The 25,393-nt window shown below is 58.1% G+C and carries 27 protein-coding genes and 1 tRNA gene; 12 read left to right on the forward strand and 16 right to left on the reverse strand.

All coding sequences use genetic code 11. The features are described 5' to 3' along the window. Window positions 1-110 precede the first annotated feature (110 nt). Entirely contained in the window at window positions 111-1,448 is a 1,338-nt protein-coding gene (gene pabB, locus ACA058_RS22375; RefSeq protein ID WP_497635942.1) for an aminodeoxychorismate synthase component I, read from the forward strand. Between the two features lie 75 nt (window positions 1,449-1,523). On the opposite strand, the gene thrH is transcribed toward pabB, so the two are convergent. After that, window positions 1,524-2,141, reverse strand: coding sequence for a bifunctional phosphoserine phosphatase/homoserine phosphotransferase ThrH (gene thrH / locus ACA058_RS22380; protein WP_497635943.1), 618 nt, complete (start codon window positions 2,139-2,141; stop codon window positions 1,524-1,526). Window positions 2,142-2,304: 163 nt separating this feature from the next. Here thrH and ACA058_RS22385 point away from each other — a divergent pair, with 163 nt between their 5' ends. Beyond that, complete coding sequence (locus ACA058_RS22385) at window positions 2,305-3,045, forward strand: phosphoadenylyl-sulfate reductase (protein WP_497635944.1); 741 nt, start codon at window positions 2,305-2,307, stop codon at window positions 3,043-3,045. 175 nt (window positions 3,046-3,220) lie between these two features. Next, the gene (locus ACA058_RS22390; protein ID WP_497635945.1) at window positions 3,221-3,949 is read left to right on the forward strand and encodes an aspartate/glutamate racemase family protein; all 729 of its coding nucleotides are present in this window, start codon (window positions 3,221-3,223) and stop codon (window positions 3,947-3,949) included. Window positions 3,950-4,065: 116 nt separating this feature from the next. On the opposite strand, the gene ACA058_RS22395 is transcribed toward ACA058_RS22390, so the two are convergent. Continuing rightward, entirely contained in the window at window positions 4,066-4,989 is a 924-nt protein-coding gene (locus tag ACA058_RS22395) for a LysR family transcriptional regulator (RefSeq protein WP_497635946.1), read from the reverse strand. A gap of 125 nt (window positions 4,990-5,114) precedes the next feature. Here ACA058_RS22395 and ACA058_RS22400 point away from each other — a divergent pair, with 125 nt between their 5' ends. After that, entirely contained in the window at window positions 5,115-5,861 is a 747-nt protein-coding gene (locus ACA058_RS22400) for a 3-oxoacyl-ACP reductase family protein (protein ID WP_497635947.1), read from the forward strand. A gap of 50 nt (window positions 5,862-5,911) precedes the next feature. On the opposite strand, the gene ACA058_RS22405 is transcribed toward ACA058_RS22400, so the two are convergent. The 7 genes from ACA058_RS22405 to ACA058_RS22435 form a co-directional block, all read right to left on the reverse strand. Further along, window positions 5,912-6,607, reverse strand: a complete 696-nt coding sequence (locus ACA058_RS22405; RefSeq protein WP_497635948.1) for an HAD-IA family hydrolase — start codon at window positions 6,605-6,607, stop codon at window positions 5,912-5,914. Between the two features lie 636 nt (window positions 6,608-7,243). Further along, window positions 7,244-7,456, reverse strand: coding sequence for a hypothetical protein (locus tag ACA058_RS22410; RefSeq protein ID WP_497635949.1), 213 nt, complete (start codon window positions 7,454-7,456; stop codon window positions 7,244-7,246). A gap of 104 nt (window positions 7,457-7,560) precedes the next feature. After that, window positions 7,561-7,995, reverse strand: coding sequence for a glycine zipper domain-containing protein (locus ACA058_RS22415; RefSeq protein ID WP_497635950.1), 435 nt, complete (start codon window positions 7,993-7,995; stop codon window positions 7,561-7,563). Between the two features lie 113 nt (window positions 7,996-8,108). Further along, window positions 8,109-8,477, reverse strand: a complete 369-nt coding sequence (locus tag ACA058_RS22420; protein ID WP_497635951.1) for a bacteriocin — start codon at window positions 8,475-8,477, stop codon at window positions 8,109-8,111. Window positions 8,478-8,868: 391 nt separating this feature from the next. Next, window positions 8,869-9,057, reverse strand: coding sequence for a hypothetical protein (locus ACA058_RS22425; RefSeq protein ID WP_497635952.1), 189 nt, complete (start codon window positions 9,055-9,057; stop codon window positions 8,869-8,871). 144 nt (window positions 9,058-9,201) lie between these two features. After that, window positions 9,202-9,528: a hypothetical protein gene (locus ACA058_RS22430; protein ID WP_497635953.1), complete on the reverse strand. Its 327-nt coding sequence runs from the start codon at window positions 9,526-9,528 to the stop codon at window positions 9,202-9,204. Window positions 9,529-9,836: 308 nt separating this feature from the next. Then, complete coding sequence (locus ACA058_RS22435) at window positions 9,837-10,019, reverse strand: hypothetical protein (RefSeq protein ID WP_497635954.1); 183 nt, start codon at window positions 10,017-10,019, stop codon at window positions 9,837-9,839. A gap of 320 nt (window positions 10,020-10,339) precedes the next feature. On the opposite strand from ACA058_RS22435, the gene phaR reads away from it, so the two are divergent. After that, window positions 10,340-10,873: a polyhydroxyalkanoate synthesis repressor PhaR gene (phaR, locus tag ACA058_RS22440; RefSeq protein ID WP_497635955.1), complete on the forward strand. Its 534-nt coding sequence runs from the start codon at window positions 10,340-10,342 to the stop codon at window positions 10,871-10,873. Between the two features lie 34 nt (window positions 10,874-10,907). On the opposite strand, the gene phaP is transcribed toward phaR, so the two are convergent. Beyond that, on the reverse strand, window positions 10,908-11,471 hold the full coding sequence (gene phaP, locus ACA058_RS22445; protein ID WP_497635956.1) for a TIGR01841 family phasin: 564 nt from the start codon (window positions 11,469-11,471) through the stop codon (window positions 10,908-10,910). Window positions 11,472-11,719: 248 nt separating this feature from the next. On the opposite strand from phaP, the gene ACA058_RS22450 reads away from it, so the two are divergent. Then, window positions 11,720-13,561, forward strand: coding sequence for a DUF3141 domain-containing protein (locus ACA058_RS22450; RefSeq protein WP_497635957.1), 1,842 nt, complete (start codon window positions 11,720-11,722; stop codon window positions 13,559-13,561). 14 nt (window positions 13,562-13,575) lie between these two features. Here the strand turns inward: ACA058_RS22450 and ACA058_RS22455 are convergent, their stop codons facing one another. After that, window positions 13,576-14,703 carry an AraC family transcriptional regulator gene (locus ACA058_RS22455; RefSeq protein ID WP_497639985.1) on the reverse strand — a complete coding sequence of 376 codons (1,128 nt, stop codon included), beginning with the start codon at window positions 14,701-14,703 and terminating at the stop codon, window positions 13,576-13,578. A 271-nt stretch (window positions 14,704-14,974) separates the two neighbouring features. Here ACA058_RS22455 and phbB point away from each other — a divergent pair, with 271 nt between their 5' ends. The 4 genes from phbB (at window position 14,975) to ACA058_RS22475 (ending at window position 19,178) form a co-directional block, all read left to right on the forward strand. Continuing rightward, the gene (gene phbB / locus ACA058_RS22460; RefSeq protein ID WP_497635958.1) at window positions 14,975-15,721 is read left to right on the forward strand and encodes an acetoacetyl-CoA reductase; all 747 of its coding nucleotides are present in this window, start codon (window positions 14,975-14,977) and stop codon (window positions 15,719-15,721) included. A 64-nt stretch (window positions 15,722-15,785) separates the two neighbouring features. Further along, the gene (locus tag ACA058_RS22465) at window positions 15,786-16,964 is read left to right on the forward strand and encodes an acetyl-CoA C-acetyltransferase (RefSeq protein WP_497635959.1); all 1,179 of its coding nucleotides are present in this window, start codon (window positions 15,786-15,788) and stop codon (window positions 16,962-16,964) included. 160 nt (window positions 16,965-17,124) lie between these two features. Continuing rightward, window positions 17,125-18,828 carry a class I poly(R)-hydroxyalkanoic acid synthase gene (gene phaC, locus ACA058_RS22470; RefSeq protein WP_497635960.1) on the forward strand — a complete coding sequence of 568 codons (1,704 nt, stop codon included), beginning with the start codon at window positions 17,125-17,127 and terminating at the stop codon, window positions 18,826-18,828. An 83-nt stretch (window positions 18,829-18,911) separates the two neighbouring features. Continuing rightward, entirely contained in the window at window positions 18,912-19,178 is a 267-nt protein-coding gene (locus ACA058_RS22475; RefSeq protein WP_497635961.1) for a DUF1652 domain-containing protein, read from the forward strand. 79 nt (window positions 19,179-19,257) lie between these two features. Here the strand turns inward: ACA058_RS22475 and ACA058_RS22480 are convergent. Both ACA058_RS22480 and ACA058_RS22485 read right to left on the reverse strand, forming a co-directional pair. Next, window positions 19,258-19,347, reverse strand: a tRNA-Ser gene (locus tag ACA058_RS22480). Window positions 19,348-19,432: 85 nt separating this feature from the next. Next, entirely contained in the window at window positions 19,433-19,591 is a 159-nt protein-coding gene (locus ACA058_RS22485) for a hypothetical protein (protein WP_497635962.1), read from the reverse strand. A 64-nt stretch (window positions 19,592-19,655) separates the two neighbouring features. Here ACA058_RS22485 and ACA058_RS22490 point away from each other — a divergent pair, with 64 nt between their 5' ends. Further along, window positions 19,656-20,345, forward strand: coding sequence for a crotonase/enoyl-CoA hydratase family protein (locus ACA058_RS22490; RefSeq protein WP_497635963.1), 690 nt, complete (start codon window positions 19,656-19,658; stop codon window positions 20,343-20,345). Window positions 20,346-20,559: 214 nt separating this feature from the next. After that, window positions 20,560-21,282, forward strand: coding sequence for a lysophospholipid acyltransferase family protein (locus ACA058_RS22495; protein ID WP_020796108.1), 723 nt, complete (start codon window positions 20,560-20,562; stop codon window positions 21,280-21,282). A 163-nt stretch (window positions 21,283-21,445) separates the two neighbouring features. Here the strand turns inward: ACA058_RS22495 and ACA058_RS22500 are convergent, their stop codons facing one another. The 3 genes from ACA058_RS22500 to istA form a co-directional block, all read right to left on the reverse strand. Then, window positions 21,446-22,714 (reverse strand): IS110 family RNA-guided transposase, encoded by a 1,269-nt coding sequence (locus tag ACA058_RS22500; RefSeq protein ID WP_497635127.1) that lies wholly within the window; start codon window positions 22,712-22,714, stop codon window positions 21,446-21,448. Between the two features lie 161 nt (window positions 22,715-22,875). Then, window positions 22,876-23,631 (reverse strand): IS21-like element ISPsy14 family helper ATPase IstB, encoded by a 756-nt coding sequence (gene istB, locus ACA058_RS22505; RefSeq protein ID WP_024264899.1) that lies wholly within the window; start codon window positions 23,629-23,631, stop codon window positions 22,876-22,878. 20 nt (window positions 23,632-23,651) lie between these two features. Further along, the gene (istA, locus tag ACA058_RS22510) at window positions 23,652-25,166 is read right to left on the reverse strand and encodes an IS21 family transposase (protein ID WP_497635052.1); all 1,515 of its coding nucleotides are present in this window, start codon (window positions 25,164-25,166) and stop codon (window positions 23,652-23,654) included. Window positions 25,167-25,393: the final 227 nt, after the last annotated feature.

The following is a 25,393-nucleotide window of genomic DNA, read 5'->3' on the forward strand; positions in this document are numbered from 1 at the left end:
TTGTTCCGGCGTTTTTCGCGAGCATGCTCGCTCCTACAATCCCCTCTAGGAGCAATTCCCCGAGAGGACTACAATCGCCACCCCGCCTCGATGGCTGATCTCCCCCGCCCATGCTGACCTGTTCCGTACATCCGCTGCCCTATCGCGCCAACCCCGCCGAATACTTTGCGGCCATTCGCCATGCCCCGGGTGCCGTGCTGCTCGACAGCGGCCGCCCCAGTGCCGAGCGCGGGCGCTTTGACCTGCTCAGCGCCTGGCCGCTGGAACAACTGGCGGTAACGCCAGACGAACGTGGCAGTGATTTCCTGCAACGCCTTCGGGACAATCTGACGCGACTGGGCGAAGCGACAGTTGCCCATGACCTGCCTTTCGCCGGCGGCTTGATCGGCTACCTGAGCTACGACTTCGGCCGCCACCTGGAACACCTGCCGAGCCAGGCCGTGGATGACCTGCAGTTGCCGGATGCGCGATTCGGCCTGTACGACTGGGCGCTGATCAGCGATCACCAGCAGGCCACCAGCCAATTGGTGTTCCACCCGACGCTGGCCGACAGCGAACGTCAGCGCCTGATCCAGTTGTTCAGCCAGCCAGCCTTTGAAACGGCCGAGCCGTTCAGGTTGCAGGCGCCGATGAATGCCGATCTGAACGCTGATCAGTATCGCCAGGCGATCGAGTGCATTCAGCAATACATTCAGGCCGGCGATTGCTATCAGGTCAACTTCGCCCAACGCTTCCGCGCGCCCTGCCAGGGTGATCCATGGACGGCGTACTGCGCGTTGCGACGGGCTTGCCCAACCCCGTTTTCCGGCTTCCAGAGCCTACCAGACGGCGGCGCGGTGCTGAGTCTTTCACCAGAACGCTTCGTCAAAGTCAGCGAGCGCTGTGTTGAAACCCGCCCGATCAAAGGCACGCGCCCACGTGGCCTCACGGCTGCCGAAGACGCGGCGAACGCCGCCGAACTGCTGGCCAGCCCCAAGGACCGCGCGGAAAACTTGATGATCGTCGACCTGTTGCGCAACGACCTCGGTCGCACCTGCCGCACCGGTTCGGTTCGTGTGCCAGAGTTGTTCAGCCTGGAAAGCTACCCGAATGTGCATCACCTGGTGAGCTGCGTGACTGGCGAACTGGCGGATGATCGGGATGCGCTGGACCTGATCGCCGGCAGCTTCCCGGGCGGCTCGATTACCGGTGCGCCGAAAATTCGCTCAATGCAGATCATCGACGAGCTGGAACCCACCCGACGCGGTCTCTACTGCGGTTCATTGCTGTATCTGGACGTGCGCGGCGAGATGGACAGCTCCATCGCCATCCGCAGCCTGCTGGTCAAGGATGGGCAGGTGTGTTGCTGGGGCGGTGGCGGAATCGTCGCCGATTCCGAGTGGCAGGCCGAGTATCAGGAATCGATCACCAAGGTGAAGGTGCTGCTCGATACCCTGCAAAACCTGTAATCCCCACCGATCGTGGGACGCGGAGCGTCCCGGGCTGCATTCCCACGCAGAGCGTGGGAACGATCATTGCGCAGCCTAGAGGCTCAAGGTGCGGTTGGAAGCCGTGATGAATTCCTGCTTCAACTCATCAAATGTATGCACCGCCGGGAATTGCGGGAACTCGGCGATCACGTTGTCCGGCGCATGGAACAGAATCCCTGCATCCGCCTCACCCAGCATCGTGGTGTCGTTGTAGGAATCCCCCGCTGCAATCACCCGGTAGTAGAGGCTCTTGAAGGCCAGCACCGACTGACGCTTGGGATCTTTCTGACGCAGCTGATAGCCCGTGACACGCCCGGTATCGTCAGTAATCAGACGATGGCAAAGCAAGGTCGGAAAGCCCAATTGACGCATCAGCGGCTGGGAAAACTCGTAGAAGGTGTCCGACAGAATCACCACCTGGAAGCGCTCACGCAGCCAGTCGACGAACTCGACAGCACCGTCCAGTGGCTTGAGCGTGGCGATCACCTCCTGGATGTCGGCGAGCTTCAAGCCGTGTTCGTCGAGAATCCGCAAGCGCTGCTTCATCAGCACGTCATAGTCGGGAATGTCCCGGGTGGTGGCCCTGAGGGATTCGATCCCGGTTTTTTGGGCGAAGGCGATCCAGATTTCCGGGACCAGCACACCTTCAAGATCCAGACAGGCAATTTCCACAAGACACTCCCATTGGTATTGTTTATTGAGTAGAGCGAGCCGGAACTCTAACGACAACTCCCCCACCACGCAACGCAGAGGACGCCCCGGCCAGTGCAGCTTTTTGTTACCATCGGCCCCATATAGAGCGCCCAGCGCCACCGACCTGTAGGAAGCCGCCCTGATGAGCCCAACGTTCGACGTCGTGGAACTCGCCACGACCTATGCCAACAAATCCGCCCAGGACATCCTGAAACTCGCCTTCGCCGAGTTCGGCGATGACCTGTGGATATCTTTCAGCGGCGCCGAAGACGTGGTGCTGGTGGACATGGCCTGGAAGCTGAACAAGAACGTCAAAGTGTTCAGCCTCGACACCGGCCGCTTGCATCCCGAGACCTATCGTTTCATCGATCAGGTACGCGAGCACTACAAGATCGACATCGAACTGGTATCGCCGGACTACACCAGACTCGAACCGTTCGTGAAGGAAAAAGGCCTGTTCAGTTTCTACAAGGATGGTCATGGCGAGTGCTGCGGCATCCGCAAGATCGAGCCGCTGCGTCGCAAGTTGTCTGGCGTGAAGGCCTGGGCCACCGGCCAGCGCCGCGACCAGAGCCCCGGCACGCGCAGCGCAGTGGCGGTGATGGAAATCGACACCGCGTTCTCCACCCCGGAACGCACCCTGTACAAGTTCAACCCGCTGGCACAGATGACCAGCGAGGAAATCTGGGGCTACATCCGCATGCTGGAACTGCCGTACAACAGCCTGCACGAACGCGGGTTCATCAGTATCGGCTGTGAGCCGTGCACCCGCCCGGTACTGCCGAACCAGCACGAGCGTGAAGGTCGCTGGTGGTGGGAAGAAGCCACGCAGAAGGAATGCGGGTTGCATGCCGGGAACATCATCAGCAAATCCAAAGCCTGAAAGATCGCAGCCTGCGGCAGCTCCTACAGATGAAACACGATCCCCTGTAGGAGCTGGCGAGCCTGCGATCTCTTGATCTGTTTATATATTCGCTACTGGCACGAATATGGCTTAAGTGCATACATGTTTTGTATACAATAATCAAAACATACACACTCGGCTATAAGGACTTCCCATGCGTATTCTCGTAGTCAACGTCAACACCACCGAATCCATCACCCAGGCCATCGCCCGCTCAGCCCAGGCCGTGGCCGCGCCCGGTACGGAAATTGTTGGCCTGACGCCCTACTTCGGTGCCGACTCGATCGAAGGCAACTTCGAAAGCTACTTGGCCGCCATTGCGGTGATGGATCGGGTCATGGCCTACGACCAGCCCTTCGATGCCGTGATTCAAGCCGGCTACGGCGAACACGGTCGCGAAGGCCTGCAGGAATTGCTCAACGTACCCGTGGTAGACATCACCGATGCGGCGGCGAGCACCGCGATGTTTCTCGGCCATGCCTACTCGGTCGTCACTACCCTCGACCGCACTGTTCCACTGATCGAAGATCGCCTGAAACTGTCCGGGCTGTGGGACCGCTGTGCCTCGGTGCGGGCCAGCGGGCTAGCGGTGCTGGAACTGGAACACGAGCCGCAACGCGCGCTGGAGGCCATCGTGCATCAGGCTGAGCTGGCAGTGACCCAGGACAAAGCCGAAGTGATTTGCCTGGGTTGCGGCGGCATGGCCGGGCTGGATGAGCAGATTCGTCAGCGCACCGGCGTGCCGGTGATCGATGGCGTGACGGCGGCGGTGACCATCGCCGAATCGTTGGTGCGGCTGGGGTTGTCGACGTCCAAGGTGCGGACTTACGCGACGCCGCGACCGAAGAACATCATTGGCTGGCCGGGGCGGTTCGGCAGGTAAACCGCGTTATCGTTCTTCGCGAGCAGGCTCGCTCCCACATTGGTTCTTCGGCGTACAAAAATCCCCTGTGGGAGCGAGCCTGCTCGCGAATGGGGACGACTCGGTCCCGAGTAAACTCACACAGCACTGAACCGCCGCCCCAACCCCTGCTCGGCCAACTGCTCGATAATGAAATCCACAAACGCCCGGGTCTTGCCCGGCAGCAGCTTATGTTCGGCGTAATAGATAGAAATATTGCCATCATCGACATACCAATCCGGCAACACCCGCTGCAACGTCCCTGCCTCCAGATAGCCCACGGCAAACGGCATGCTCACCAGCGCAATGCCCAAACCCTGGACCGCCGTAGCACAAGCCGCCTCCGAATCGCTCATGGTCATCCGCGCCTTGAGCGTCAGCGGGCTGTGTTGCCGGGTGCGACTGGTCAACTGCCAGGAACGCACGCGGCCGGTCTGCGGCGAGCGAATGAGGATGCCGTCGTGAAGCTTGAGATCATCGGGCTCGAGGATCGCTTCGTGCGCCGCCAGGTAATCGGCAGAAGCGACCAGCACGCGATGGGCTGGGGTCAGCTTGCGCGCCACCACCCCTAGGGGCAGCTCGAACCCGCCACCAATCGCGGCGTCGAAACCCTGGGCTATCAGGTCGACCTGACGGTTATCGAAATGCCAGTCCGGGTTGATCGCCGGAAAGCGCCGCAAAAACTCCCCGAGTAGCGGCACGATGTATAAACGCCCGAACACGGTGCCCATGCTGACCTTCAACGTGCCCGCCGGACGACCTTCGGCGCTGGCGAGATTGGCCACGGCATTCTGGATCGTGTGCAGGCTGGCACTGACCTCACTCAGAAACAGCTGCCCGGCCTCGGTCAGCGTCAGGCTGCGGGTGCTGCGCTGAAACAATCGCACCCCCAGCCGCGCTTCCAGTTTGGCCACGCTCTTTCCCACTGCCGCCGGAGTCAGGCTCAAGCGTCGCGCGGCCTCGGCAAAGCTGCCAACCTCGGCGCTGCGCACAAAGCATTCGATACTGCTGAAGGTTTCCATAGGCGCCACTATAAACTTATGGTTTACACAGACTATCGCAATTACCGTCTACTCAGCGTGTAATCCTGAATCGATACTAGGCTCCATCAACCGGGACATCTCGCCTCGGGACTTTGGAGATCGATATGACTACTCAGAACCTCAGCGGCAAAGTGGCGTTGATCCAAGGCGGCTCCCGCGGCATCGGCGCTGCCATCGTCAAACGCCTGGCCGCTGAAGGCGCGACGGTCGCCTTTACCTACGTCAGCTCCACGGCCAAGGCCGAAGAATTGCAAAACAGCATCACCCATGGCGGCGGTAAAGCCCTGGCCATCAAGGCTGACAGCGCTGACGCCGAGGCCATTCGCGGCGCCGTAACGGCTACCGTAGAAGCGTTTGGTCAGCTGGATATCCTGGTCAACAACGCTGGCGTGCTGGCCGTTGCACCGCTGGAAGACTTCAAACTCGAAGACTTCGACCAGACCCTGGCGATTAACGTACGCAGCGTGTTCATCGCCACCCAGGCTGCCGCCAAACACATGACCGAAGGTGGACGAATCATCAATATCGGCAGCACCAACGCCGACCGCATGCCCTTCGCCGGTGGCGGTCCGTACGCCATGAGCAAATCGGCGCTGGTTGGCCTGACCAAGGGCTTGGCCCGCGACCTCGGCCCCAAAGGCATCACCATCAACAATGTGCAACCGGGTCCGGTCGATACCGACATGAACCCTGCCCACGGCGACTTCGCCGACAGCCTGATTCCGTTGATGGCAGTGGGGCGTTACGGCAAAGCCGAAGAGATCGCCAGTTTCGTCGCTTACCTGGTCGGCCCCGAAGCCGGCTACATCACCGGCGCGAGCCTGACCATCGACGGTGGTTTTGGCGCCTGATGAATTGAACGCAATCAAAATGTGGGAGCAAGCCTGCTCCCACATTATCGTCAGGACCCATCGAGCGCTGGCAAGCCACAGGCACTTGGTTTGAACGCCTTCAGCGTACGAAGAATGCCATCGGCGTGTGCGTACTTTTCGTCAGCCATCGCCGCATCCGGAATCGCAATCGCCGTCATCCCCGCCGCTTTGGCCGCCGTGACACCGAACGGCGAATCCTCGAACACCAGGCAATCCTGCGGCTCGACACCCAGGCGTCGCGCCGCCGTCAGGAAGATATCCGGCGCCGGTTTGGCCGCGCGGACTTCAGGATCATCGGCCGTGACGATGAAATCGAACAAGGCGAACCAGTCGCGATGCAAGGTGGTTTTCTGGCCGAACGACTGGCTCGAGGAACTGGTACCCACCGCAATGGGAATGTTATGCGCCTTCAGGTGCCGGACCAGCTCTTCTGCACCCGGCATCGCCTGCGCCGCAGGAAAACGCTCGCGCATCAGCGGCTCGCGAATCTCCAGAAACTCTTCGGCGCTGATCGGCAAGTCCAGCGCCTGCACCACATAGCGCGCCAGATCACCCGCACCACGGCCGATGATGTTCTGTTTGACGCTCCAGTCGAACGTCCGTCCATAGCGCGCGGCGATCGTGGCGGTGACTTCGGTGTAAATCCCCTCGGTGTCCAGCAGCAAGCCGTCCATATCGAAAATCACGGCCTTGATGGGGCCGAACTCTTTGAGCGGTGAATTCATCGCATCTGATCCGTTTTCATGACATCCCAGGCGGCTCAGGTACGGCCTGCTGCGTGACAGATTAAAGGTTTCAGCAGCATAACGAGCAGCCGTGGCCAAGAGCAACGGGAGGATGACGCAAAAAGCCCGGCAAATCGCCGGGCCCGGTCAGCTCACTGCTGTTGATCCTCTATCAGGCTAACCGCCCGCTTTACCTGTCCCACTACCCGCAGGCCCTGTACTCCCGCCACTGCCGGCAGAATTACCTGATCCTCCAGACCCACTCCCAGAACCGCTCCCCATCGAACTGCCACCGCTGGTCGAATCGTTTGCCGTCTCCGGGCGGGTGCTGCTCCCCTTGGCATCGCCTGCATTGCCATCCTTGATGGCGCCAGGCGGCAACGCATTCTCCGGGCCAGAGCCTGCATTCATTTCGGTAGACGGTGGCATTCCGCCCTTATCGATCGGGGCATCGTTGCCATAGGACTGTGAAAAGGCCGTGCCTGAACCAAGCGACAACAGACCGGCCACTGTCAGGGCCATCCATCTTGACCTGATCATGTGCGTCTCCTTTATGAGTTGCATACCTTATGTCTGGCAACAGAGCGTTGGCATGGTTGCCACTCATTCGACAGGCGGCCTTGTACCAGACGTCGATCAGCTTGGCTCGCCGGAGGCATCTTCCCCGGCGATGTCCGGATCGTTCGGGTCTGCTTCGACATCAGTACGCTTGACGTCTTCGTTTGGAACCTGCTCGACACCAGCCTCGTCATCGGGCGGACGTTGATCCCGACTCAGGGAATCGGTGGGTGAAGGCAGGGGGTATTCGGGGGTTTCGTCGATGTCGGAGTCTTTCGGATCAGCGTTCATAGGGCACCTCTCAACGGACCTTAAAGGCAGGTCCTGACCATTGGAGGGATAGTCGATCGTCAGGTTCGATCAGAGAGACCATCGGTTGCGCAGTTCGTTATCAGTCAGTGATGCTTGTTTTTATGTTTGTTCTTATGTTTATGGCCGCCACCGGAATGGGATCGGTCATTGTCGCTTCCCAGATTGTTGCCGACCGCACCACCGGCTGCGCCGCCCAGGCCTGCGCCAATGGTCGAACCGGTTTTGCCACCCAGGCTGTTGCCGATTATCGAACCGCCCGCCGAACCCAATCCACCGCCCACCGCCGCTTCGGTGCGACTGCCCTTGGGTGCGCCGACCGCACTACCAGCGGCGCCACCGACACCGGCGCCAATCGCGGCGCCTGTGCTGCCGCCCATTTGTCCGCCAACCACGTTGCCCAATGCACCGCCAATACCACCGCCAACTGCGGCAGTACCGTCTCCTGCTGCCAGCACGAGCGGTGTAAGCAACAATCCAAAAACAAGCGCCGGCAACGTCAAGCGGGTTTTCAGTTCCATGGCACGCCTCGCATTCTATCGGGGGTATGGAGCATTCGAGGCGCGAAAGCCAGAAACGTTCAAAAACGCAAAAGCCCGGCATCAAGCCGGGCTTTTGGTGCCGATCCCTGGGATCAGTGACGCTTGTGACCTTTGGCCAGGTTGTTACCTACGCCGCCGCCCAAGGCGCCACCCAGGCCTGCGCCGATGGTCGAACCAGTCTTGCCACCCAGGCTGTTGCCGATCACCGAACCACCGGCAGCGCCAACGCCACCACCGATGGCCGCGCTGGTACGGTGGCCTTTCTTGGCGGCAACCGCGCTGCCCGCTGCGCCTGCGACACCCGCGCCAATCGCTGCACCGGTGCTGCCGCCCATGCTGTGGCCAACAACGTTACCAAGCGCACCACCCAAGCCGCCACCAAGGGCGGCAGTGCCGTCGCCGGCCATTGCACCTTGAGCAACCAGAAGACCCAGAACCAGAGCAGGCAGTGTGAAACGCATGACAGAAACCTCAAAAATAGGGGATGAAATTCAAAGGGGTCGAGATTGAATGCTTTAGAGGAGGCAAAGTCCAGACATGCGCGCGCTCAACCTCGTGGTAGGCGACAGTTGGACAGCATTTTTGGAAAAGGTTTTATCGCGGGCAAAAAAAAGCCCGCTGGGGAACGGGCAGGGTGTTGCTTCTAACGGATGAGTTGAGCCTACGTAGAGCCTTGTGAAAAGTTTGTGAAAACTTTCCAGATTAAATATTCGTTCACATTTGCTCGCGATGGACGTTAACGACAACGCGTGTTTCCCGACGGAACGCGTCGCCTTCAAGTCCATCGCGAGCAAGCTCGCTCCTACCCGCACAAAAAACCCCGTTCGATGACGGGGTTTGCTCGCGGGTCATTTACTTGCTGACCGGTTCCGTAAGCTTGGGCAGGAATTTTCCCTTCAGTATTCGACAAGCCTTGGTCTTGATCTTGAGGACCTTGGCCTGATCTTCGCCAAAGCTGGCCACATATTCTGTCTGGCCGCACTGAACGTAGTTGTTGATCGGAAATTCTGCGCCGTCATCTTCGATATACGGTTCAGTCATCGCTTCACCCCTCTCATATGCGGGATCGACACCGGCAAGCCCTTTGCCCGAAAAATATCGATCACCAAGGATTTTGAGACTAGTTGGTCATTACCGGACTTGTTATTCATAAAACCCAATGCCCGACGAATGGGCAACGCAGTGTCACTTCAGTAACACCATCACCATGCCGCCCTTTCCTGTCGGCATGCTGATCTGGTAATCGAGCCCCACGACTGCAACCGCCTGCAGTGCTCGCGCTCGCTCTCTGATCAACATGGATGCGCTGACCATGCACCCCGCGTGCCATGAATGCCCCGCCCTCCTTGTCCGTTGTTCCCACGTCATCGCGGCATGCGAACCGAGCGGGAGAAAACTGATGGCATCGATATCCTTGTGCAGTGCCGTCACCAACGGCGCGGGTGCCCTCCAACCACGTGAAACATTGGTGGTTGGCATCAGTTGCCGAAAGTTCGAGACGCTCCAGCGCATCGCCGGAAACCCCTGCCGTCTTCAAACCGCACGGTGCGGTCGGAAGGTGGCGGAAAACCGACCATCCAGCCAAGCCTGGACGGGTCGCTGGCGGCTGCGTCGGGAAAAGCCGTGGGGGAGGCTGCAGAGGCCAATGATGGGGCGAAGCCCAGCACTACAGTGGCGATAGATATCGCAACACCGCAAAAAGCGGCGCGAAAAGGGTGCATGGTGTCGATTCCGTTCGAAGAGTTTGGGCAGTCTAACAGGTGAACGAAAGTGGTCGCCGCCCCTCTGGAAAGAGCTTTACGAATATCGAACGAATGGCGTCAGATCAGTTTCACCAGCACCGCAGTGACGGTGGCTACTGTGCCAATAAGCCCGGTGGCCACCGCCACCGGATACCAGAACGTTTCACGGGTCATCTTGCCTGCTTCGGCGTTCAGCTTGCGCTGTTCAGCCATCAGCTTGACGATTTCCACATGAACCCTTTCGAGTTCGGCCTGCTTCATGGTGAATTCCTGCATAGCGGGTGCCTTTCCATCCTGGAGTGGGTCGCGTTGGGTGCTTTCATTCATTTTGCACCCGGAATACCAAAACGAATACCCTTTGCCCAGACGACTTCTTTCAGGTGGCAAGACCTATGAATGCAGCTATCAACTTGACTCGCCAGTATGACTTCCCACACGCCGATCCCGTTTCCTACGGAAATTTCGGAAATGTCTTCGTTCAGTTACCTGGTGGAGTTTATTTGTGAGGCGACACATTGGAGTGGCAGTGGTCAGAGTAGGATAAAATGCCTGCAAATCAGGCTCGCTGTGAGTAGCCCCGCATGACAGAAAACAGTCGGAACACCACCCGTCTGATCAAGAAGTACCCGAATCGCCGTCTGTATGACACGCACACCAGCAGTCATCTGACCCTTGCGGATATACGCAAATTGGTCGTCGATAGAATCCCGTTCGAGGTGGTCGACGCCAAAACTGGTGAGGATCTGACCCGAAGTATTTTGCTGCAGGTCATTCTGGAAGCCGAAAGTGGCGGTGAGCCGATTTTCTCCAGTGAGATGCTGATGGGGATTATCCAGTTCTACGGTCCCTACCAGAGCGTCCTCGGCAGCTATCTGGATAAAAGCATCCAGACGGTCATCGACATCCAGTCCCAGACCGGCGCTCAGTCCTCCGAAACCTGGAGCGCGTTCATGCACCAGCAGGCACCGGTCATGCAGGATTTGATGCGCCAGTATGTCGACCAGTCAAAAGCCCTCTACCTGAACACTCAGAACCTCTTCGGGCTGTTCGGCGGCATGCCACCAGGCAAGCCAGGTGCCGGTGGCGGGCCGAAAAAAAATGGCGATGGGGAGTAAACCCATCGCCATTATGCAACCACTCTAATCAGACTTACTTGTTATCGCTTGTAGCCTTGGTGCCAGGAGCGGTTTTGCCCGCGGCGGCGGTCGCTGCGTCAAAACCGCTCTGGGCAACGTCCGCAGCCTGTTTTACGGCTTTCTGTGCACTTTCAAAAACGACACCGGCATTCGCCAGCGACGATTTGAACCCGGCCACAACAGGCTCGGAGCCAGCCGGTGCATTTTTGCTGATCACCTCAACGAACTCTTGCACCTGCTGGGTGCCTGCCTCGACCTGACGCGAGGTCAGTTTGGCGATTTCCGAGTGAGTATCGACAATCAACGCTTGCACTTGGCGATTGAAATTAGCCAAGCGTTCGGCTTGCACATTTGGCTGGGTCAAAGAAGCCTGGAGCTCAGCGAATCCTTGTGGATCACGTACCGCAAGCAGCTTGCGAAAGCCGTCGAACTGCTCCTCGGTAGAGGCCTGCAGGGTCTTGAACTGCAACTGGCTCAGCTGCTCAACACTGGAGAAGATTTTGCCGCTGATTTGCTGCAGGAGGTCGAGGTTGGCTTTCTGAGCGTCTTGCAATTTTTCCGAGTTGAAAAAAGACATGCTTGAATCTCCTGGTACTGGAAGGCCGACTCTGGCCTGAGGACGCGATAGCGATCCTGCCGGTCATCGCGTTAGACTTTATATTGCAGCGCACAAATTTTTTTGGCAACGTTTTTTGTGCGGCGCACAAAGTCTTTCCCCTCCTGTCGATATTCGCTATAGACTCCTAACATCGAACAGACAGCCAAGCTCTACCTGTTAACGAGCCGCAGGCACCTGCTTCTCATGCATATCGTCAGGGGATCACCATGGGCCAGGAAGATACTATTGCATCGCAACATGAAAAGCCCTCCTCACAACGCGGCCTGTGGGAACACCTGAGTCATCTGCAGCGCCTCAATACGCTCAACCTCCTTGATGCTGTGCGTCAGCGCCAGAAAGAAACCCTCGCGCCCCTGAAACGAGGTCAACTCAGACAACCTACACCAGCTGAATGGCAGGAATATGTCACCGACCTCGGCCAACGCTGCCTACTGTTCTGGGACACCCTGCGCCAGCGCGGCGACAATATGCTGGCCCATGAACGCGCCGGGTACCCGCTGCTGCTCAAGTTCGACCATGAAACCTTGATCGCAGGCTCAGATCTTCCACGCCCGGTCAACTTTTCACTGCTTCGAGTCTTCCCCGGCCCCGAGCAGAAAATCGGCAGCAACAGCCAGCCGGTGGTCATCATTGACCCACGCGGCGGCCATGGCTCGGGAATCGGCGGCTTCAAACAGGATTCGATATTAGGTGAGAGCCTCAGAGCTGGGCACCCCACCTATTTCATCTCTTTCAGTCACTCGCCACAGCCTGGGCAAACCCTGGCCGATATCGTCGAAGCCCAGGCCCGGTTCATTGAAGCCGTCAGCGCCCTTCACCCGACCAACAGCAAGCCGATCATCATCGGTAACTGCCAAGCCGGCTGGGCCTTGATGGGACTGGCGGCAACACGGCCGAAATTACCGGGATTGATCATTATCAATGGTGCCCCTTTGTCATACTGGGCCGGTGTCAATGGACGCAATCCAATGCGCTATACCGGCGGCCTGCTGGGTGGCGGCTGGATGGCTCACCTTGGCAGCGACTTGGGCAATGGCCGTTTTGACGGTACCTGGCTGGTCAGCAACTTCGAAAACCTGGACCCGGCCAACACCTATTGGGGCAAGTACTACCAGCTGTTCAGTCAGGTCGACAGCGAGGCTGCGCGCTTCCTCGACTTCGAACGCTGGTGGGGTAGCCCGACCCTGCTCAATGGCGAAGAGATCGAGATGATTGTCGATGATCTTTTCATCGGCAACCAATTGTCCGGCGGTCTCGACCGCAAGAGCAGCGGTATCGACCTGAAACGGATCGAAGTACCGGTGGTGGTGTTCTGTTCCTACGGAGACAACATTACCCCTCCGCAGCAGGCATTGAACTGGATCGCCGATGTCTATTCCAGCGATCTCGCTTTGCATGAGGCAGGACGTACCATCGTCTACCTTCGGCACGCCAGCATCGGCCATTTAGGTATTTTCGTCTCCGGCCAGGTGGCGCGGCGCGAACACCGAGGGTTGCTCGGCGCGGTCGAAGCCATCAATGCGCTGCCGGCGGGGCTGTATGAAATGCTGATTGACGATCTGCCGGCCCCTTCAGGCAGCAGTGACATGCAATATCGAGTGCGTTTCGAATCAAGGCGAATTGCCGATATCCATGATGACATCGAGCCGGCCCGTGATGACGATCGCGAATTCTCTCTGGTAGAGCGCACCTCTGAAATCAACAACGCGTTTTACGATGGATTAATACGTCCGTGGCTGCGTCAGGTAGTCAACGAGCCCATCGCCGAATTGATGCGCAGGACGCACCCTTTCCATCGGCAGCAATTGCTATGGAGCAGCCTGAATCCGGCGCTGTGGTGGTTAGCCGGGACCGTTTCCACAGTCAACAGTGATCGTCGTCCCGCACACAAAGACAACCCGTTGCTGGCCTGGCAGGAGCTGTTCTCCAACCAGATGCAAGACACCCTGAATGCGTACCGCGATGCGCGTGACGCCACTCAAGAGATCTGTTTTTACGGTATTTACGGCGCACTGGGCGCCGTCGTTAAACCCCCCAGGTCTCAATGAACCTTCAAACGGGATTAGCGGTGCATCCGTTCGGCGTAGTCGCTGGCGAAGCCTGCAATCTTGTGATCTCTGCGCAGACCCAATGGGTTCATGGCTCGGACCGGCGCGACTTCCTTGGGCACGAGCAACAACTCGTGGGCTCGATATTGACCGGGGGTCATACCGAACCAACGGGTGCATGCCTTATGGAAGCTACTGTGGTCATGAAAGCCGAGCAGGTGAGTCACATGCTTCAGGTTGAAATGAGAATGGCGCAAATAGAAGTCGGCCATCTGCCGGCGCACATCATTCAGGACATCCTTGAATTGCGTGCCATCCTTCTCAAGGCCTCGTTGAAGCGTTCGCTTGCTGATGTTCAGTGCTGCCGCAATCGATTCCATATCACATTGCCCTTGGCCTTGTCCCTGACTCAAGCGCTCGGTAACCAGCCCGCGAATCCTGCCAACAATTGTGTAACCGGACAACAGGTCCAATTGAGCCACGGCAAAACTGTCATGGAGTATTGCCAACGCCTCGTTGGCCATACTCAACGGACTCAGAAGCTCCTGGCCATCGAACAAGATGCTGTCATAGGCCGCCCCGAAACTCAGCGGACAGCCAAAAAGTCGCTGATGCTCCGACGTGTCCTCAGGTTCGGGATAAGTGAACTCCACACTCAACGGTTGCGGTGACTTGCCACCTGCCAACCAACGGCAGAAACCCAGCAGCGAAGCCAAGGCTGCATCCGTGTATTGCCGGGGTTTGACCGAGCCATGTTGCTGATGATCGAGACTGGCCAATCGGAAGTGCTGCTGCTCCTGGACAAGGAAAAGGCTGAATCCGGTACTGATCAACGGGCTGAAACGAACCAGACGCTCAAGCGCCCTTTTCAGATTCGAACTGGACATCATCGTGTAGCCCACGATCTGAAAACTACTGGGATGAAATTCCCCGTAGGCTTTCAAACCGATATTCGGATCATTCGAAGCTTGAGCCGCCAGATCCCAAAGACGATAGATAACGCTTCGCTCGCAGAATGCTCCTGGTTTATTCACGAACTCGACATCCAGTCCCGCCTCCTGGCACAGACCGTCAAGGTCCAGTCCTTGGGCCAAAAACGTATTCGCCAGCACGCTGGCATAACCTGAACTCACTCTATACATGGCGTCCTCAATGACCAGTGGAACCGAACATCCTGTCCGGAGCCGATACTGACATGCGTTGAACATATTTCAACTCTGTTGCAGAAATATTAACTATCCATTCAGTTCTGAGTACTGATCCCAGTATAGGTACTCCTCATTTTTTGCCATCCCCCTCCCTCCCAGCGTGGCACCGAAGGACAGGAGAACGTCACCTTCAAACACTTCCGCCCGGCCCGTCGATAACCAACAATCTTCTCTCCTGCAGCGCAAAAAAAAATGGAGTAGATGTATGGAATCGCGTAATCGTATTGCTTTGGTAACGGGTGGTATGGGCGGTATCGGTACGGCAATCAGCCAACGTCTATACAAGGAAGGATTCAAGGTAATCGTCGGCTGCAGCTCTGATTCCAGCCGCAAGAACGACTGGGCAGCCAGCCAGCGTGAGGCGGGTTATGAGTTCGAGTTCATTTATGGCGACGTCACCGATTGGGAGACCACCCGCAAGGCATTCGAAATGGCTCGTGAACAATTCGGCCCGATCGATGTGCTGGTCAACAACGCCGGCATCACTCGCGACGCGTCTTTTCGCAAGCTCACCCCGGAAGACTGGAACAGCGTGATCGGGACCAACCTGACGGGCTTGTTCAACACCACCAAGCAGGTCATTGAAGGGATGCTGTCCAAAGGTTGGGGGCGGATCATCAATATCTCCTCGATCAACGGTCAGCGTGGCCAGTTCGGTCAGACCAACTACTCCGCCGCCAAGGCAGGCATCCATGGTTTCACCATGGCACTGGCCCGGGAAGTCTCCGGCAAGGGCGTGACCGTCAATACCGTATCCCCAGGCTACATCCAGACCTCCATGACTGCGGCAATTCGCCCGGACATTCTCGAAGGCATGATCGCGGCAACACCGGTTGGTCGCCTTGGCCAACCGGAAGAGATCGCCTCGATCGTGGCCTGGCTGGCTTCCGATGAGTCTGGCTACAGCACCGGTGCCGACTTCTCGGTAAACGGCGGCATGAACATGCAATAACCCTGACCAGGGCAGAAATGCCCTGGTTTGCTCGTCGAATTTTGTCTTTTCCATGAGGTCACGCATGAACGAAGTCGTAATCGTTGCCGCTACTCGTACCGCCATTGGCAGTTTCCAGGGTGCTTTGTCTGCAATTCCCGCGACCGAACTGGGTGCCGCAGTGATTCGCCGCTTGCTGGAACAGACGGGTATCGATGCTGCGCAAATTGATGAAGTGATACTCGGCCAGGTACTCACTGCCGGCGCTGGGCAAAACCCGGCACGCCAGACAGCGATCAAGGCGGGCTTGCCACACACCACGCCTGCCCTGACCTTGAACAAGGTCTGCGGCTCCGGTCTCAAGGCGGTCCATCTCGCCGTCCAGGCCATCCGTTGCGGCGATGCGGAACTGGTCATCGCTGGCGGTCAGGAAAATATGAGTCTGGCCCCCTATGTTCTGCCCAAGGCACGCACCGGCTTGCGTATGGGCCATGCGCAACTGCAAGACAGCATGATCCAGGATGGTCTGTGGGACGCCTTCAACGACTATCACATGGGTATCACCGCTGAAAATCTGGCGCAGAAGTACGAGATCTCTCGTGAAGCACAGGATACCTTCGCTGCCGCCTCGCAACAGAAGGCCGCCGAAGCCATTGAGGGCGGGCGTTTCCAGAGCGAAATCACCCCAATCCTGATTCCTCAGCGCAAGGGCGAACCGCTGGTCTTCGACACCGACGAACAGCCGCGTATCGACAGTACTGCGCAAGCCTTGGCAAAACTCAAACCGGCATTCCAGAAAGACGGCAGCGTGACCGCCGGCAACGCTTCGACCCTCAACGATGGTGCGGCCGTGCTGTTGCTGGCCAGCGCCGCTAAAGCCCAGGCGCTTGGCCTTCCGGTACTGGCACGGATCAAAGCCTATGCCAGCGCCGGTGTGGACCCGTCGATCATGGGCATCGGCCCGGTCCCGGCTACACGCCTGACCCTGCAAAAGGCCGGCTGGAGCGTCGAGGACCTGGACCTGATCGAAGCCAATGAAGCCTTCGCCGCCCAGGCGCTGGCGGTTGGCAAAGAGTTGGGTTGGGACACCAGCAAAGTCAACGTCAACGGCGGCGCGATCGCCCTTGGCCATCCGATCGGCGCATCGGGGGCACGGATTCTGGTGTCGCTGGTGCACGAACTGATCCGTCGCGACGGCAAGAAAGGGCTGGCGACTTTGTGCATCGGTGGCGGACAAGGCGTCGGCCTGGCTATCGAGCGCTAACCAACGTCATCCGAGTAGCCAATGCGCGGACTTGGGACCCTTGTTCCGCGCATCAGGCTGGCATCAGACAACGTGGCCCGCATACCTGCCGTCGCTACGCCGGAGTCCGGCAAGGCGCGGCTTTTTTCTGCCCGGCTCATCGGAATGGGCAAGGAATTTTATGGACAACAACGCACATACATTCAAAACCTATTGGTCAGGCCAGGTTCCGTTCATCGCGTCCTTTGCAGTGCAACAACTGCGCCTATGGGTCAGCACCAATCCCTGGTTTTCCGGGCATGAGCACGACACCTGGTTCGATCTGCCTCGCGAAACCCTGGACAGCCTTCAAGCGGACTACCATGTTCAATGGAGCCAACTCGGCCAGAAACTGCTGACCGGCCAACCCTTCAGTTTCGATGACCGACGTTTCGCCAGCGGCAACTGGAGCGAGCCACTGTTCGGCTCCCTCGCTGCGTTTTACCTGCTCAACTCCAGCTTTCTCCTGAAACTGCTCGACAAACTGCTGATCGACGAAAAGAAGGCACGCCAACGTCTGCGCTATCTGGTGGAGCAAGCCATTGCCGCCAGCGCGCCAAGCAATTTTCTGGTCAGCAACCCTGATGCGCTCCAGCGTGCGGTCGAGACTCAAGGTGCCAGCCTGCTCACAGGTATGCAGCATCTGGCCAGCGACATGAACGAAGGCAAAATGCGCCAGTGTGATAGCGGAGCCTTCAAGGTTGGCATCGATCTAGCCAACACCCCCGGCGAAATCGTTTTCGAGAATCATCTCTTCCAGCTGATTCAGTACTACCCGCAAAGCGAAACCCAGTACCGGCTCCCGGTATTGGTCGTACCGCCGGCGATCAACAAGTACTACATCCTTGATCTGCGCCCGGACAACTCGATGGTCCGCCACCTGCTGGAAAAGGGACATCCCGTATTCATGGTCTCCTGGCGCAACTTTGACCAGGAACACGCTGGCACCACCTGGGATGACCTGATTGAGCACGGGGTGATCGACGCCCTGCAAGTGACCCGCGAGATCAGTGGCCAGCAGCGACTCAATTGCGTGGGTTTCTGCATTGGCGGCACCCTGTTGAGCACTGCGCTGGCCGTACTGGCTGCACGTGGCGACCGAGCGATCGCCAGCGTAAGCCTGTTCGCCACGTTCCTTGATTATCTGGATACCGGTCCCATCGACATCTTCGTCGACGAAGAGCTGGTGTCCCATCGCGAGCGCACCATTGGTGGTGTGAATGGCCCCATCGGTCTGTTTCGTGGCGAGGACATGGGCAATACCTTTTCCCTGCTGCGTCCCAACGATTTGTGGTGGAACTACAACGTCGACAAATACCTCAAGGGGCAAAAACCGATCCCGCTTGATCTGCTGTTCTGGAACAACGACAGCACCAACCTTCCGGGGCCGATGTACTGCTGGTACCTGCGCCACACCTATCTACAGAACGATTTGAAATCAGGCGAGCTGGAGTGCTGCGGGACCAAGCTGGATTTGCGTGCAATTGACGCTCCCGCTTACATCCTTGCCACCCATGACGATCATATCGTGCCCTGGAAGAGCGCCTACGCCAGCACCAACCTGCTCTCCGGGCCCAAGCGTTTTGTATTGGGTGCTTCAGGGCATATCGCCGGCGTCATCAATCCACCGGCCAAGCAGAAGCGCCATTACTGGACCAACAATCGGGTCACGAAAAACCCGGAGACCTGGTTCAAGAATGCCGAGCAGCAACCCGGTAGCTGGTGGAATGATTGGTTCAACTGGCTGGCGGGACACTCCGGCGAGCGCCAACCAGCGGTTGCACACACCGGGAATGACAAATTCCCACCTCTGGAGCCGGCGCCAGGCAGTTATGTAAAGCAATGAAAGACTGCTGTGGGGCAGAGCGCGACAGCGCCTGCGACACAGCAGCTTGATTGCACAGACAAAGATCAAAGGAGAGACGCTCCATGAGCACCCCGTTTCGCATCAACGAAGCCCTTTTGATTGCCGGTCAAGCATTCGAACCGTTTCAATGCGTCGCCTGGGCTGGGCAAGACGGTAATGGCGAACTGAGCTTGACCGTCATCGACCAGGCCAGCACGCGTATTTGTCGCAAACAGATTCCAAGCAGTACCTATTCCGACCCGGCGCAACTGGAAAGCCTGCTGCAAGAGGTGCGCGCCGAGTTGAGCCAGGGGGGCTACACGCTGCAATCCTGGGCAATGCCAGAGTAAACATTCTCGCGGACTGGAATTTTTTCAGAAACGCAGAAACGAAAAAGCCCTGAATAATCAGGGCTTTTTCGTATATATGTGGCGGTGAAGGAGAGATTCGAACTCTCGATACAGTTTCCTGTATACACACTTTCCAGGCGTGCTCCTTAAGCCACTCGGACACTTCACCGTATCTCTTCAAACATGTTCTGTCTGTCGAGGCGCGCTAATGTAGTCGAAAGCTTTTCTGATGGCAAACATTTTTTTCAGAATTTTCATGCGCTTAACTCGCTTAGCTGTTTCTGGTTGCCCTGGGTAATGGCAAACCGGCCAATCTCCGGCCTGGCACCCACCTCCATATAGCTGGCGATGCGCGGCTGGCGGGCCGGGTGACGCTTGCCGACGGCGTAAAGGGTGACTGGCGAGTCAGTCACCGCGCTTTACCTGGCCGGTGGCGGTGAGTAACTTCTGCCCTACTTTATTGAAAGGATTAGCGTCATGAGTGAGTTGATTTCCTACCACCTCGAAGACGGTATCGCGACCCTGACCTTGAGCAACGGCAAGGTCAATGCCATCTCTCCGGACGTGATTGCGGCGTTCAACGCTGCGCTGGATCAGGCAGTGACTGATCGCGCGGTGGTGATCATTACCGGTCAGCCAGGGATTCTGTCGGGCGGGTATGATCTGAAGGTAATGACGTCCGGCCCCAAGGAAGCCGTGTCGCTGGTGACTTCCGGCTCGACGCTGGCTCGTCGCCTGTTGTCGCACCCGTTCCCGGTGATTGTGGCTTGCCCTGGCCATGCCGTGGCCAAGGGCGCGTTTCTACTGCTATCCGCCGACTATCGCATCGGTGTCGACGGTCCGTTCAGCATTGGTCTTAACGAAGTACAGATCGGCATGACCATGCACCACGCCGGTATCGAGCTGGCCCGTGATCGTCTGCGCAAATCGGCGTTCCACCGCTCGGTGATCAACGGTGAAATGTTCAATCCGCAGACTGCAGTGGATGCCGGTTTCCTTGACGTGGTGGTGTCGGCCGAGGAGCTGCAAGGTGCAGCACTGGCGGCGGCTCGTCAGTTGAAGAAGATCAACATGACCGCACACAAAAACACCAAGCTCAAAGTACGCAAGGAACTGCTGGAAACCCTGGACAACGCAATCATCCTGGATCAGGAGCATATGGGTTAAGCCCCCTTCCTGCAGCAACGAAAAGCCCGACCGTCGTGTCGGGCTTTTCGTAAGCGCCGCGCTGAAAAGTCTACAACCGCTCTAGAACGCGTCTGACCCACCAGTCGGAAACAAGTACTCAAACATCGCCTATCTCCCGCCTCTATAGTGGCAATTGCCGAAATCAGTGCACATCCGTACACTGCGCCACCTTTTGTCCGGGTGGGGCCTGCAAATGCTGTTCGCTTTACGTATGTCATTGATGGGCCTGCACTTTATTGTGGCGGGTGTGCTGGGTGTAGTGCTAGGCCTGTGTCGCCCGTTCAATCCGGACAACAGTCGACTGTGCGCGCGCCTCTATGCGTGGCCAGCGATGTGCATTTTGCGTCTGCGAGTAAAAGCCGACGTCGGGCCGTTGATGGATAAACCTGACAGCTGCGTGATCATTGCCAACCACCAGTCCAACTACGATTTGTTCGTGTTTGGCAACGTAGTGCCCCGCCGTACTGTGTGCATCGGTAAAAAGAGCCTGAAATGGGTGCCATTGTTCGGTCAGTTGTTCTGGCTGGCCGGTAATGTGTTGATCGACCGCGGCAATGCGCAGAAGGCGCGTCAGTCGATGTTGACCACCACCCATACCCTGCAAAACGAAGACACTTCCATCTGGGTCTTCCCGGAGGGCACGCGCAATCTGGGCGAAGAGCTGTTGCCGTTCAAAAAAGGCGCCTTCCAGATGGCCATCGCGGCCGGGGTACCCATCGTACCGGTGTGTGTCAGCAGTTACGTCAAACACATGCGTTTGAACCGCTGGCGCAGTGGGAAAATTCTGATCCGTTCCTTGCCGGCCATTCCTACCGCGGGATTGAGCCTGGACGACATGCCCATGCTGATGGCCCAGTGCCGAGAGCAGATGCGCGAATGCATTGATTCGATGGATCGGCAACTGCAAGCTGCCTGAAAAAGAAACCTGCCGTGGGCGTAATGTAGTCTGGCCATTCGGTGCTTCGCCAGTTCCTATGAGACCACATACGTCCGAAATCAGGCCGGCTGGTAGGCCGCCTCGCTTTTGCTTTTGATTTGGCTTTTGATTTTCTTGCCCCCTCACGCCCTGAGCCTGTCCGTCAACCTGTGACTACCTCCATCGGCGCCTCTACCAACGTTGATCCGCGCCGCGTTAAAGCCTGCAAGTAAGCCATTTCGTCATAGACGGTGCCGTTTTTCCAGCAGCGATAGACGATTCTGATCCACTTGAAAGCAAGTGCTCTCAGGGTCGCCTGGTATGAGCAGCCTTTAGCCCGCTGCTGCCGATAATAAGCCTCGGCCCACGTTGATTGAGTGATGCTGTGAGCGGCCCATTCGACAAAGGTCTGACGCAAGAAGGTTGAGCATTGGTAGCGCCAATACACGACTTTCTTCTTTCCGCTACGCTCGGTAACGGGTGCGATTCCGGCATATCGCTGCATCGCATTGGCGTCGCTAAATCGATCACGCTGTTCACCAAAAGCCACCATCAGGCGCGGCGCAAGATGTTGGCCGGCGCCAGGGAGTGCCTTAAAGATCGGGTAATCGGCCAAGGTGCTGGCCGTTTCTTCGATCTCGCGATCAAAATCCTTGATGGTGGAAAGGAGCCCTTTAAGTTGCGACGCCAAGGCTGTTGCGTACAACTGCGAAGGACGTATTACCCCCGGGTCCTGTGTCAAAGGCATCGCTTGGGTGATGATTTCCCAGCGCGTTTGATTGAGTTGAGCGTGACGAGCGTTGTGCTCATTAAAGAACTTGAGAAAAGTACTCTGGCGAGAACGCTTGATGTGCTCAAGCGTGGGCCAGCGCATCAGAAAGTCACAGAACACCACGGTGTCATGACTGCTAAACAGCTCCAGGGCCAATGGATAATACTGTTTGAGCGTACAGATCAAGCGGTTGCTGACCTTCACTCGCTCATCAACCAGTGCACGTCGATGTTCTGTCAGGCTGGCCAAAATACGCATGGCCGGGCTTTGCGGCATCAGCTGCGCAAACCGTTGGGGATAGGTGAGCAACAACTCAAGCGCCCATTGAGCATCGGTCGGATCATCCTTGGCACCGCTGCGGACAAAGGTTTTACGGTGTTTGGCCAAGGTGCTCGGATTGATTGGAAACAGGCAAAAGAACTCGTACTTTTGCAGGGCCGCCACCAACGGGCCCTTGTTGAGCTCAAGAGCAATCGCGATCGGAGCGCCGTAGCGCTCAAACAACGATTTCGCCCAACGATCAATCGATTGGGGTGTGTGGTCGATGACAGAGAAGTGCCGCCGGGTTTCCCCCGCGACCTGCAAACACACGTCATGCTTGGTATCTGCCCAATCTATTCCGACATAAGCAGTGAATTTCTGAGACAGGAGCGTTTGCATCAACAACCTCCACAGGCGCTAAAGTACATGCAGGAACATGCATGCTTACGTCCAGCGTGCGGATTCCACGCCATCCGGCCACCCAGCCCACCAACATCCGGCCACCTGTTCCACGATCATCCGGCCGGGCAGTCGGAGCGCAGCGACGCAGGTTTGCATTGTTAGTCTGAAGTCTCTGTCGCCGTCAATTTCGTTGCGCGTCTGCGCATCGATTCGCCCTTCAGTTCGATCCGATAAGCGTTGTGCACCAGCCGGTCGAGGATCGCATCGCCCAAGGTCGGATCGCCGATCAGCGCGTGCCATTTGTCCACTGGCATCTGGCTGGTCACTAGCGTCGAGCGGTTACCGTAGCGGTCGTCCAGCAGTTCAAGCATGTCGCGCCGTTGCGCAGCGGTAAACGGCGCCAGGCCCCAGTCGTCCAGGATCAGCAAGTCAGTCTTGGCATAACCCGCCATCAGTTTCGCGAAGCGGCCGTCGCCGTGGGCCAGGCCTAGTTCTTCCATCAAGCGCGGCAAGCGCAGATAACGCACGCTGTAACCGTCGCGGCAGGCCTTATGAGCCAGCGCGCAGGCGAGCCAGGTTTTGCCTACGCCAGTTGGGCCGCCGATGATCAGGTTCAGACCATCGCGCAGCCACTGGCCGCTGCCCAGTTGCAGGATCAAGGCCTTGTCCAAGCCACGCGGACTGCGATAGTCAATGTCTTCCAGGCAGGCGTTATGGCGCAGTCGGGCCGCCTTGAGGCGAGTCGTCAGGCGGGCGTCTTCGCGCTCGGTCAGCTCGCGATCGACCATCAGACCGAGGCGTTCGTCGAAGCTGAGATCGTTGATGTCAGGCGTTGCGTGTTGTTCGCCAAGGGCCTTGATCATGCCGTGCAGGCGCAGGGTTTGCAGCTTGTCGAGTGTCGGGTTGGGCAGCATTTTGGTGCTCCTTTTTCAGGTCAGTGGTAGTAGCCAGGGCCGCGCAGGTTGATGTGTTCTTCAGGCAGTAACGGCAGGTTTTGCTGGGCCAGCGGCAGCCGTTCCAGCCCTTGGCGCAGGATCGATTCCAGGCTTTTGTAGCTGCACGCGCCCAGTGCCAGTGCTCGCTGGCAAGCGGCTTCCAGCCGCTCTTCGCCGTGCTGTTTGCTCAGGCGCAGGATGCCCAGGCAGGCGCGGAAGCCGTGCTGCGGATGGATCCGGCGTTCGAGGATGTAGGCGATGACACCAGCGGTGTTCGGCCCGGTCTGCTCAGCCCAGTGGATCAGTCGCTGCGGCGTCCATTCGGCATGTTCGCGGTGACTTTTGGGCATGTGCTCGGTTTGGGTGGTGTGGCGGCCTTTGTGCGGTGAGCGCAGATGGCTGGCTACCCGCTGGTTGGCGTGGAAGCACTCGACGGTCCTAGCGGTTAGCCGCACTTCGAGTTGGTGCTTCACCAGCTGGTATGGCACCGAGTAGTAATGACCATCGACCTCGACGTGGTAGTCGATGTGCACCCGCACCTTTTTCCATTCGGCGTAGACATACGGATGTTCTGGTAGCGGTTGCAGTGCGGGTTGGTCGATGGTCTCGAAGGCTGAGCGCCGTGAGCCGGGCAGCTTCTTGAAGGGCTTCTGATTGAGGCGATCGAGCAGCAGCGCGATGGCTGTGTTGAGTTCGCCCAAGGAGAAGAACTGGCGGTTGCGCAGCACCGCCAGGATCCAGCGCTCGACTACCTGTACGCCGACTTCAACCTTGGCTTTGTCCTTGGGTTTACGCGAGCGCGCGGGCAGCACAGCTACGCCGTAATGCTCGGCGAGATCGCGGTAACTGGGGTTGATATCCGGCTCATAGCGATGCGCCTTGGTGACGCCGCTGCGCAGATTGTCCGGTACCAGGATCTGCGATGTACCGCCGAGAAAGGCGAAGCAGCGCACGTGCGAGCCCAGCCAGTCGGGCAGTTTCTGCGACCAGGTGGCCTCGGCGAAGGTGTAGCTGGACGCGCCGAGGACGGCGACGAAGATCTGCGTTTGGCGGATCTCGCCGGTTCGCCGATCAATGACTGGCACGGTCTGGCCGGCGTAGTCGACAAACAGCTTTTCGCCGGCGCGATGTTCCTGGCGCATGACCACATCGATCTTCGCGGCCCAGAGGCGGTAGTGCTCGCAGAACCAGCTGTACTGGAAGCCTTGCGGGTGGGTGAGCCGATACTCTTGCCAAAGCAGGGCCAGGGTGACGCCGGGGCGACGTAACTCGGCATGGACATGAGCCCAGTCCGGCATCGGGCGTTGGTCGCTGGGAACATCGGGCGGAGGCGGAAAAAGGCGCCGTTGCAACTCAACGTCGCTCAAAGCACACGGCCAAATCAGCCCGCTGGCAGCAAAGCGATTGAGGTACTCACCGATGGTCGCGCGACCCACTTCCAAGCTGACAGCGATCTGGCGAGCAGACAGGCCGACCTCGAATTTGAGACGTAGCACTTCCTTAATTTTACGCATGGATAACCGCTCCACGACGACCTCTCTGCTTCGATAAAAGAGGTCGATGGTAGTGAATTAATCCTGCGTTGCTGCCTGCCTTATGAGTGGCCGGATGGCCGTGGAATGGGTGGCCGGATCATCGTGGAATCAGTGGCCGGATGTTCATGGAATAGATGGCCGGATGCCCGTGGAATCCGCATCCAGCGAAAGCGATATAGAGAGCCGTGTCGGGCTTTCCCTGAGTA

The organism is Pseudomonas sp. LBUM1649, from assembly GCF_059716155.1.

What these genes read in the sequence shown, in the direction of transcription:
- ACA058_RS22450 (WP_497635957.1), top strand. Translation starts at nt 11,720, where the DNA reads ATGGGCCAGGAAGATACTATTGCATCGCAACATGAAAAGCCCTCCTCA.
- ACA058_RS22400 (WP_497635947.1), top strand. Translation starts at nt 5,115, where the DNA reads ATGACTACTCAGAACCTCAGCGGCAAAGTGGCGTTGATCCAAGGCGGC.
- ACA058_RS22495 (WP_020796108.1), top strand. Translation starts at nt 20,560, where the DNA reads ATGCTGTTCGCTTTACGTATGTCATTGATGGGCCTGCACTTTATTGTG.
- ACA058_RS22490 (WP_497635963.1), top strand. Translation starts at nt 19,656, where the DNA reads ATGAGTGAGTTGATTTCCTACCACCTCGAAGACGGTATCGCGACCCTG.
- phaC (WP_497635960.1), top strand. Translation starts at nt 17,125, where the DNA reads ATGGACAACAACGCACATACATTCAAAACCTATTGGTCAGGCCAGGTT.
- ACA058_RS22500 (WP_497635127.1), bottom strand. Translation starts at nt 22,714, where the DNA reads ATGCAAACGCTCCTGTCTCAGAAATTCACTGCTTATGTCGGAATAGAT.
- phbB (WP_497635958.1), top strand. Translation starts at nt 14,975, where the DNA reads ATGGAATCGCGTAATCGTATTGCTTTGGTAACGGGTGGTATGGGCGGT.
- istA (WP_497635052.1), bottom strand. Translation starts at nt 25,166, where the DNA reads ATGCGTAAAATTAAGGAAGTGCTACGTCTCAAATTCGAGGTCGGCCTG.
- phaP (WP_497635956.1), bottom strand. Translation starts at nt 11,471, where the DNA reads ATGTCTTTTTTCAACTCGGAAAAATTGCAAGACGCTCAGAAAGCCAAC.
- ACA058_RS22425 (WP_497635952.1), bottom strand. Translation starts at nt 9,057, where the DNA reads ATGACTGAACCGTATATCGAAGATGACGGCGCAGAATTTCCGATCAAC.
- ACA058_RS22475 (WP_497635961.1), top strand. Translation starts at nt 18,912, where the DNA reads ATGAGCACCCCGTTTCGCATCAACGAAGCCCTTTTGATTGCCGGTCAA.
- ACA058_RS22385 (WP_497635944.1), top strand. Translation starts at nt 2,305, where the DNA reads ATGAGCCCAACGTTCGACGTCGTGGAACTCGCCACGACCTATGCCAAC.
- ACA058_RS22455 (WP_497639985.1), bottom strand. Translation starts at nt 14,703, where the DNA reads ATGTATAGAGTGAGTTCAGGTTATGCCAGCGTGCTGGCGAATACGTTT.
- ACA058_RS22395 (WP_497635946.1), bottom strand. Translation starts at nt 4,989, where the DNA reads ATGGAAACCTTCAGCAGTATCGAATGCTTTGTGCGCAGCGCCGAGGTT.
- pabB (WP_497635942.1), top strand. Translation starts at nt 111, where the DNA reads ATGCTGACCTGTTCCGTACATCCGCTGCCCTATCGCGCCAACCCCGCC.
- ACA058_RS22410 (WP_497635949.1), bottom strand. Translation starts at nt 7,456, where the DNA reads ATGAACGCTGATCCGAAAGACTCCGACATCGACGAAACCCCCGAATAC.
- phaR (WP_497635955.1), top strand. Translation starts at nt 10,340, where the DNA reads ATGACAGAAAACAGTCGGAACACCACCCGTCTGATCAAGAAGTACCCG.
- ACA058_RS22405 (WP_497635948.1), bottom strand. Translation starts at nt 6,607, where the DNA reads ATGAATTCACCGCTCAAAGAGTTCGGCCCCATCAAGGCCGTGATTTTC.
- ACA058_RS22465 (WP_497635959.1), top strand. Translation starts at nt 15,786, where the DNA reads ATGAACGAAGTCGTAATCGTTGCCGCTACTCGTACCGCCATTGGCAGT.
- istB (WP_024264899.1), bottom strand. Translation starts at nt 23,631, where the DNA reads ATGCTGCCCAACCCGACACTCGACAAGCTGCAAACCCTGCGCCTGCAC.
- ACA058_RS22420 (WP_497635951.1), bottom strand. Translation starts at nt 8,477, where the DNA reads ATGCGTTTCACACTGCCTGCTCTGGTTCTGGGTCTTCTGGTTGCTCAA.
- ACA058_RS22415 (WP_497635950.1), bottom strand. Translation starts at nt 7,995, where the DNA reads ATGGAACTGAAAACCCGCTTGACGTTGCCGGCGCTTGTTTTTGGATTG.
- ACA058_RS22390 (WP_497635945.1), top strand. Translation starts at nt 3,221, where the DNA reads ATGCGTATTCTCGTAGTCAACGTCAACACCACCGAATCCATCACCCAG.
- ACA058_RS22430 (WP_497635953.1), bottom strand. Translation starts at nt 9,528, where the DNA reads ATGCGCTGGAGCGTCTCGAACTTTCGGCAACTGATGCCAACCACCAAT.
- ACA058_RS22435 (WP_497635954.1), bottom strand. Translation starts at nt 10,019, where the DNA reads ATGAAGCAGGCCGAACTCGAAAGGGTTCATGTGGAAATCGTCAAGCTG.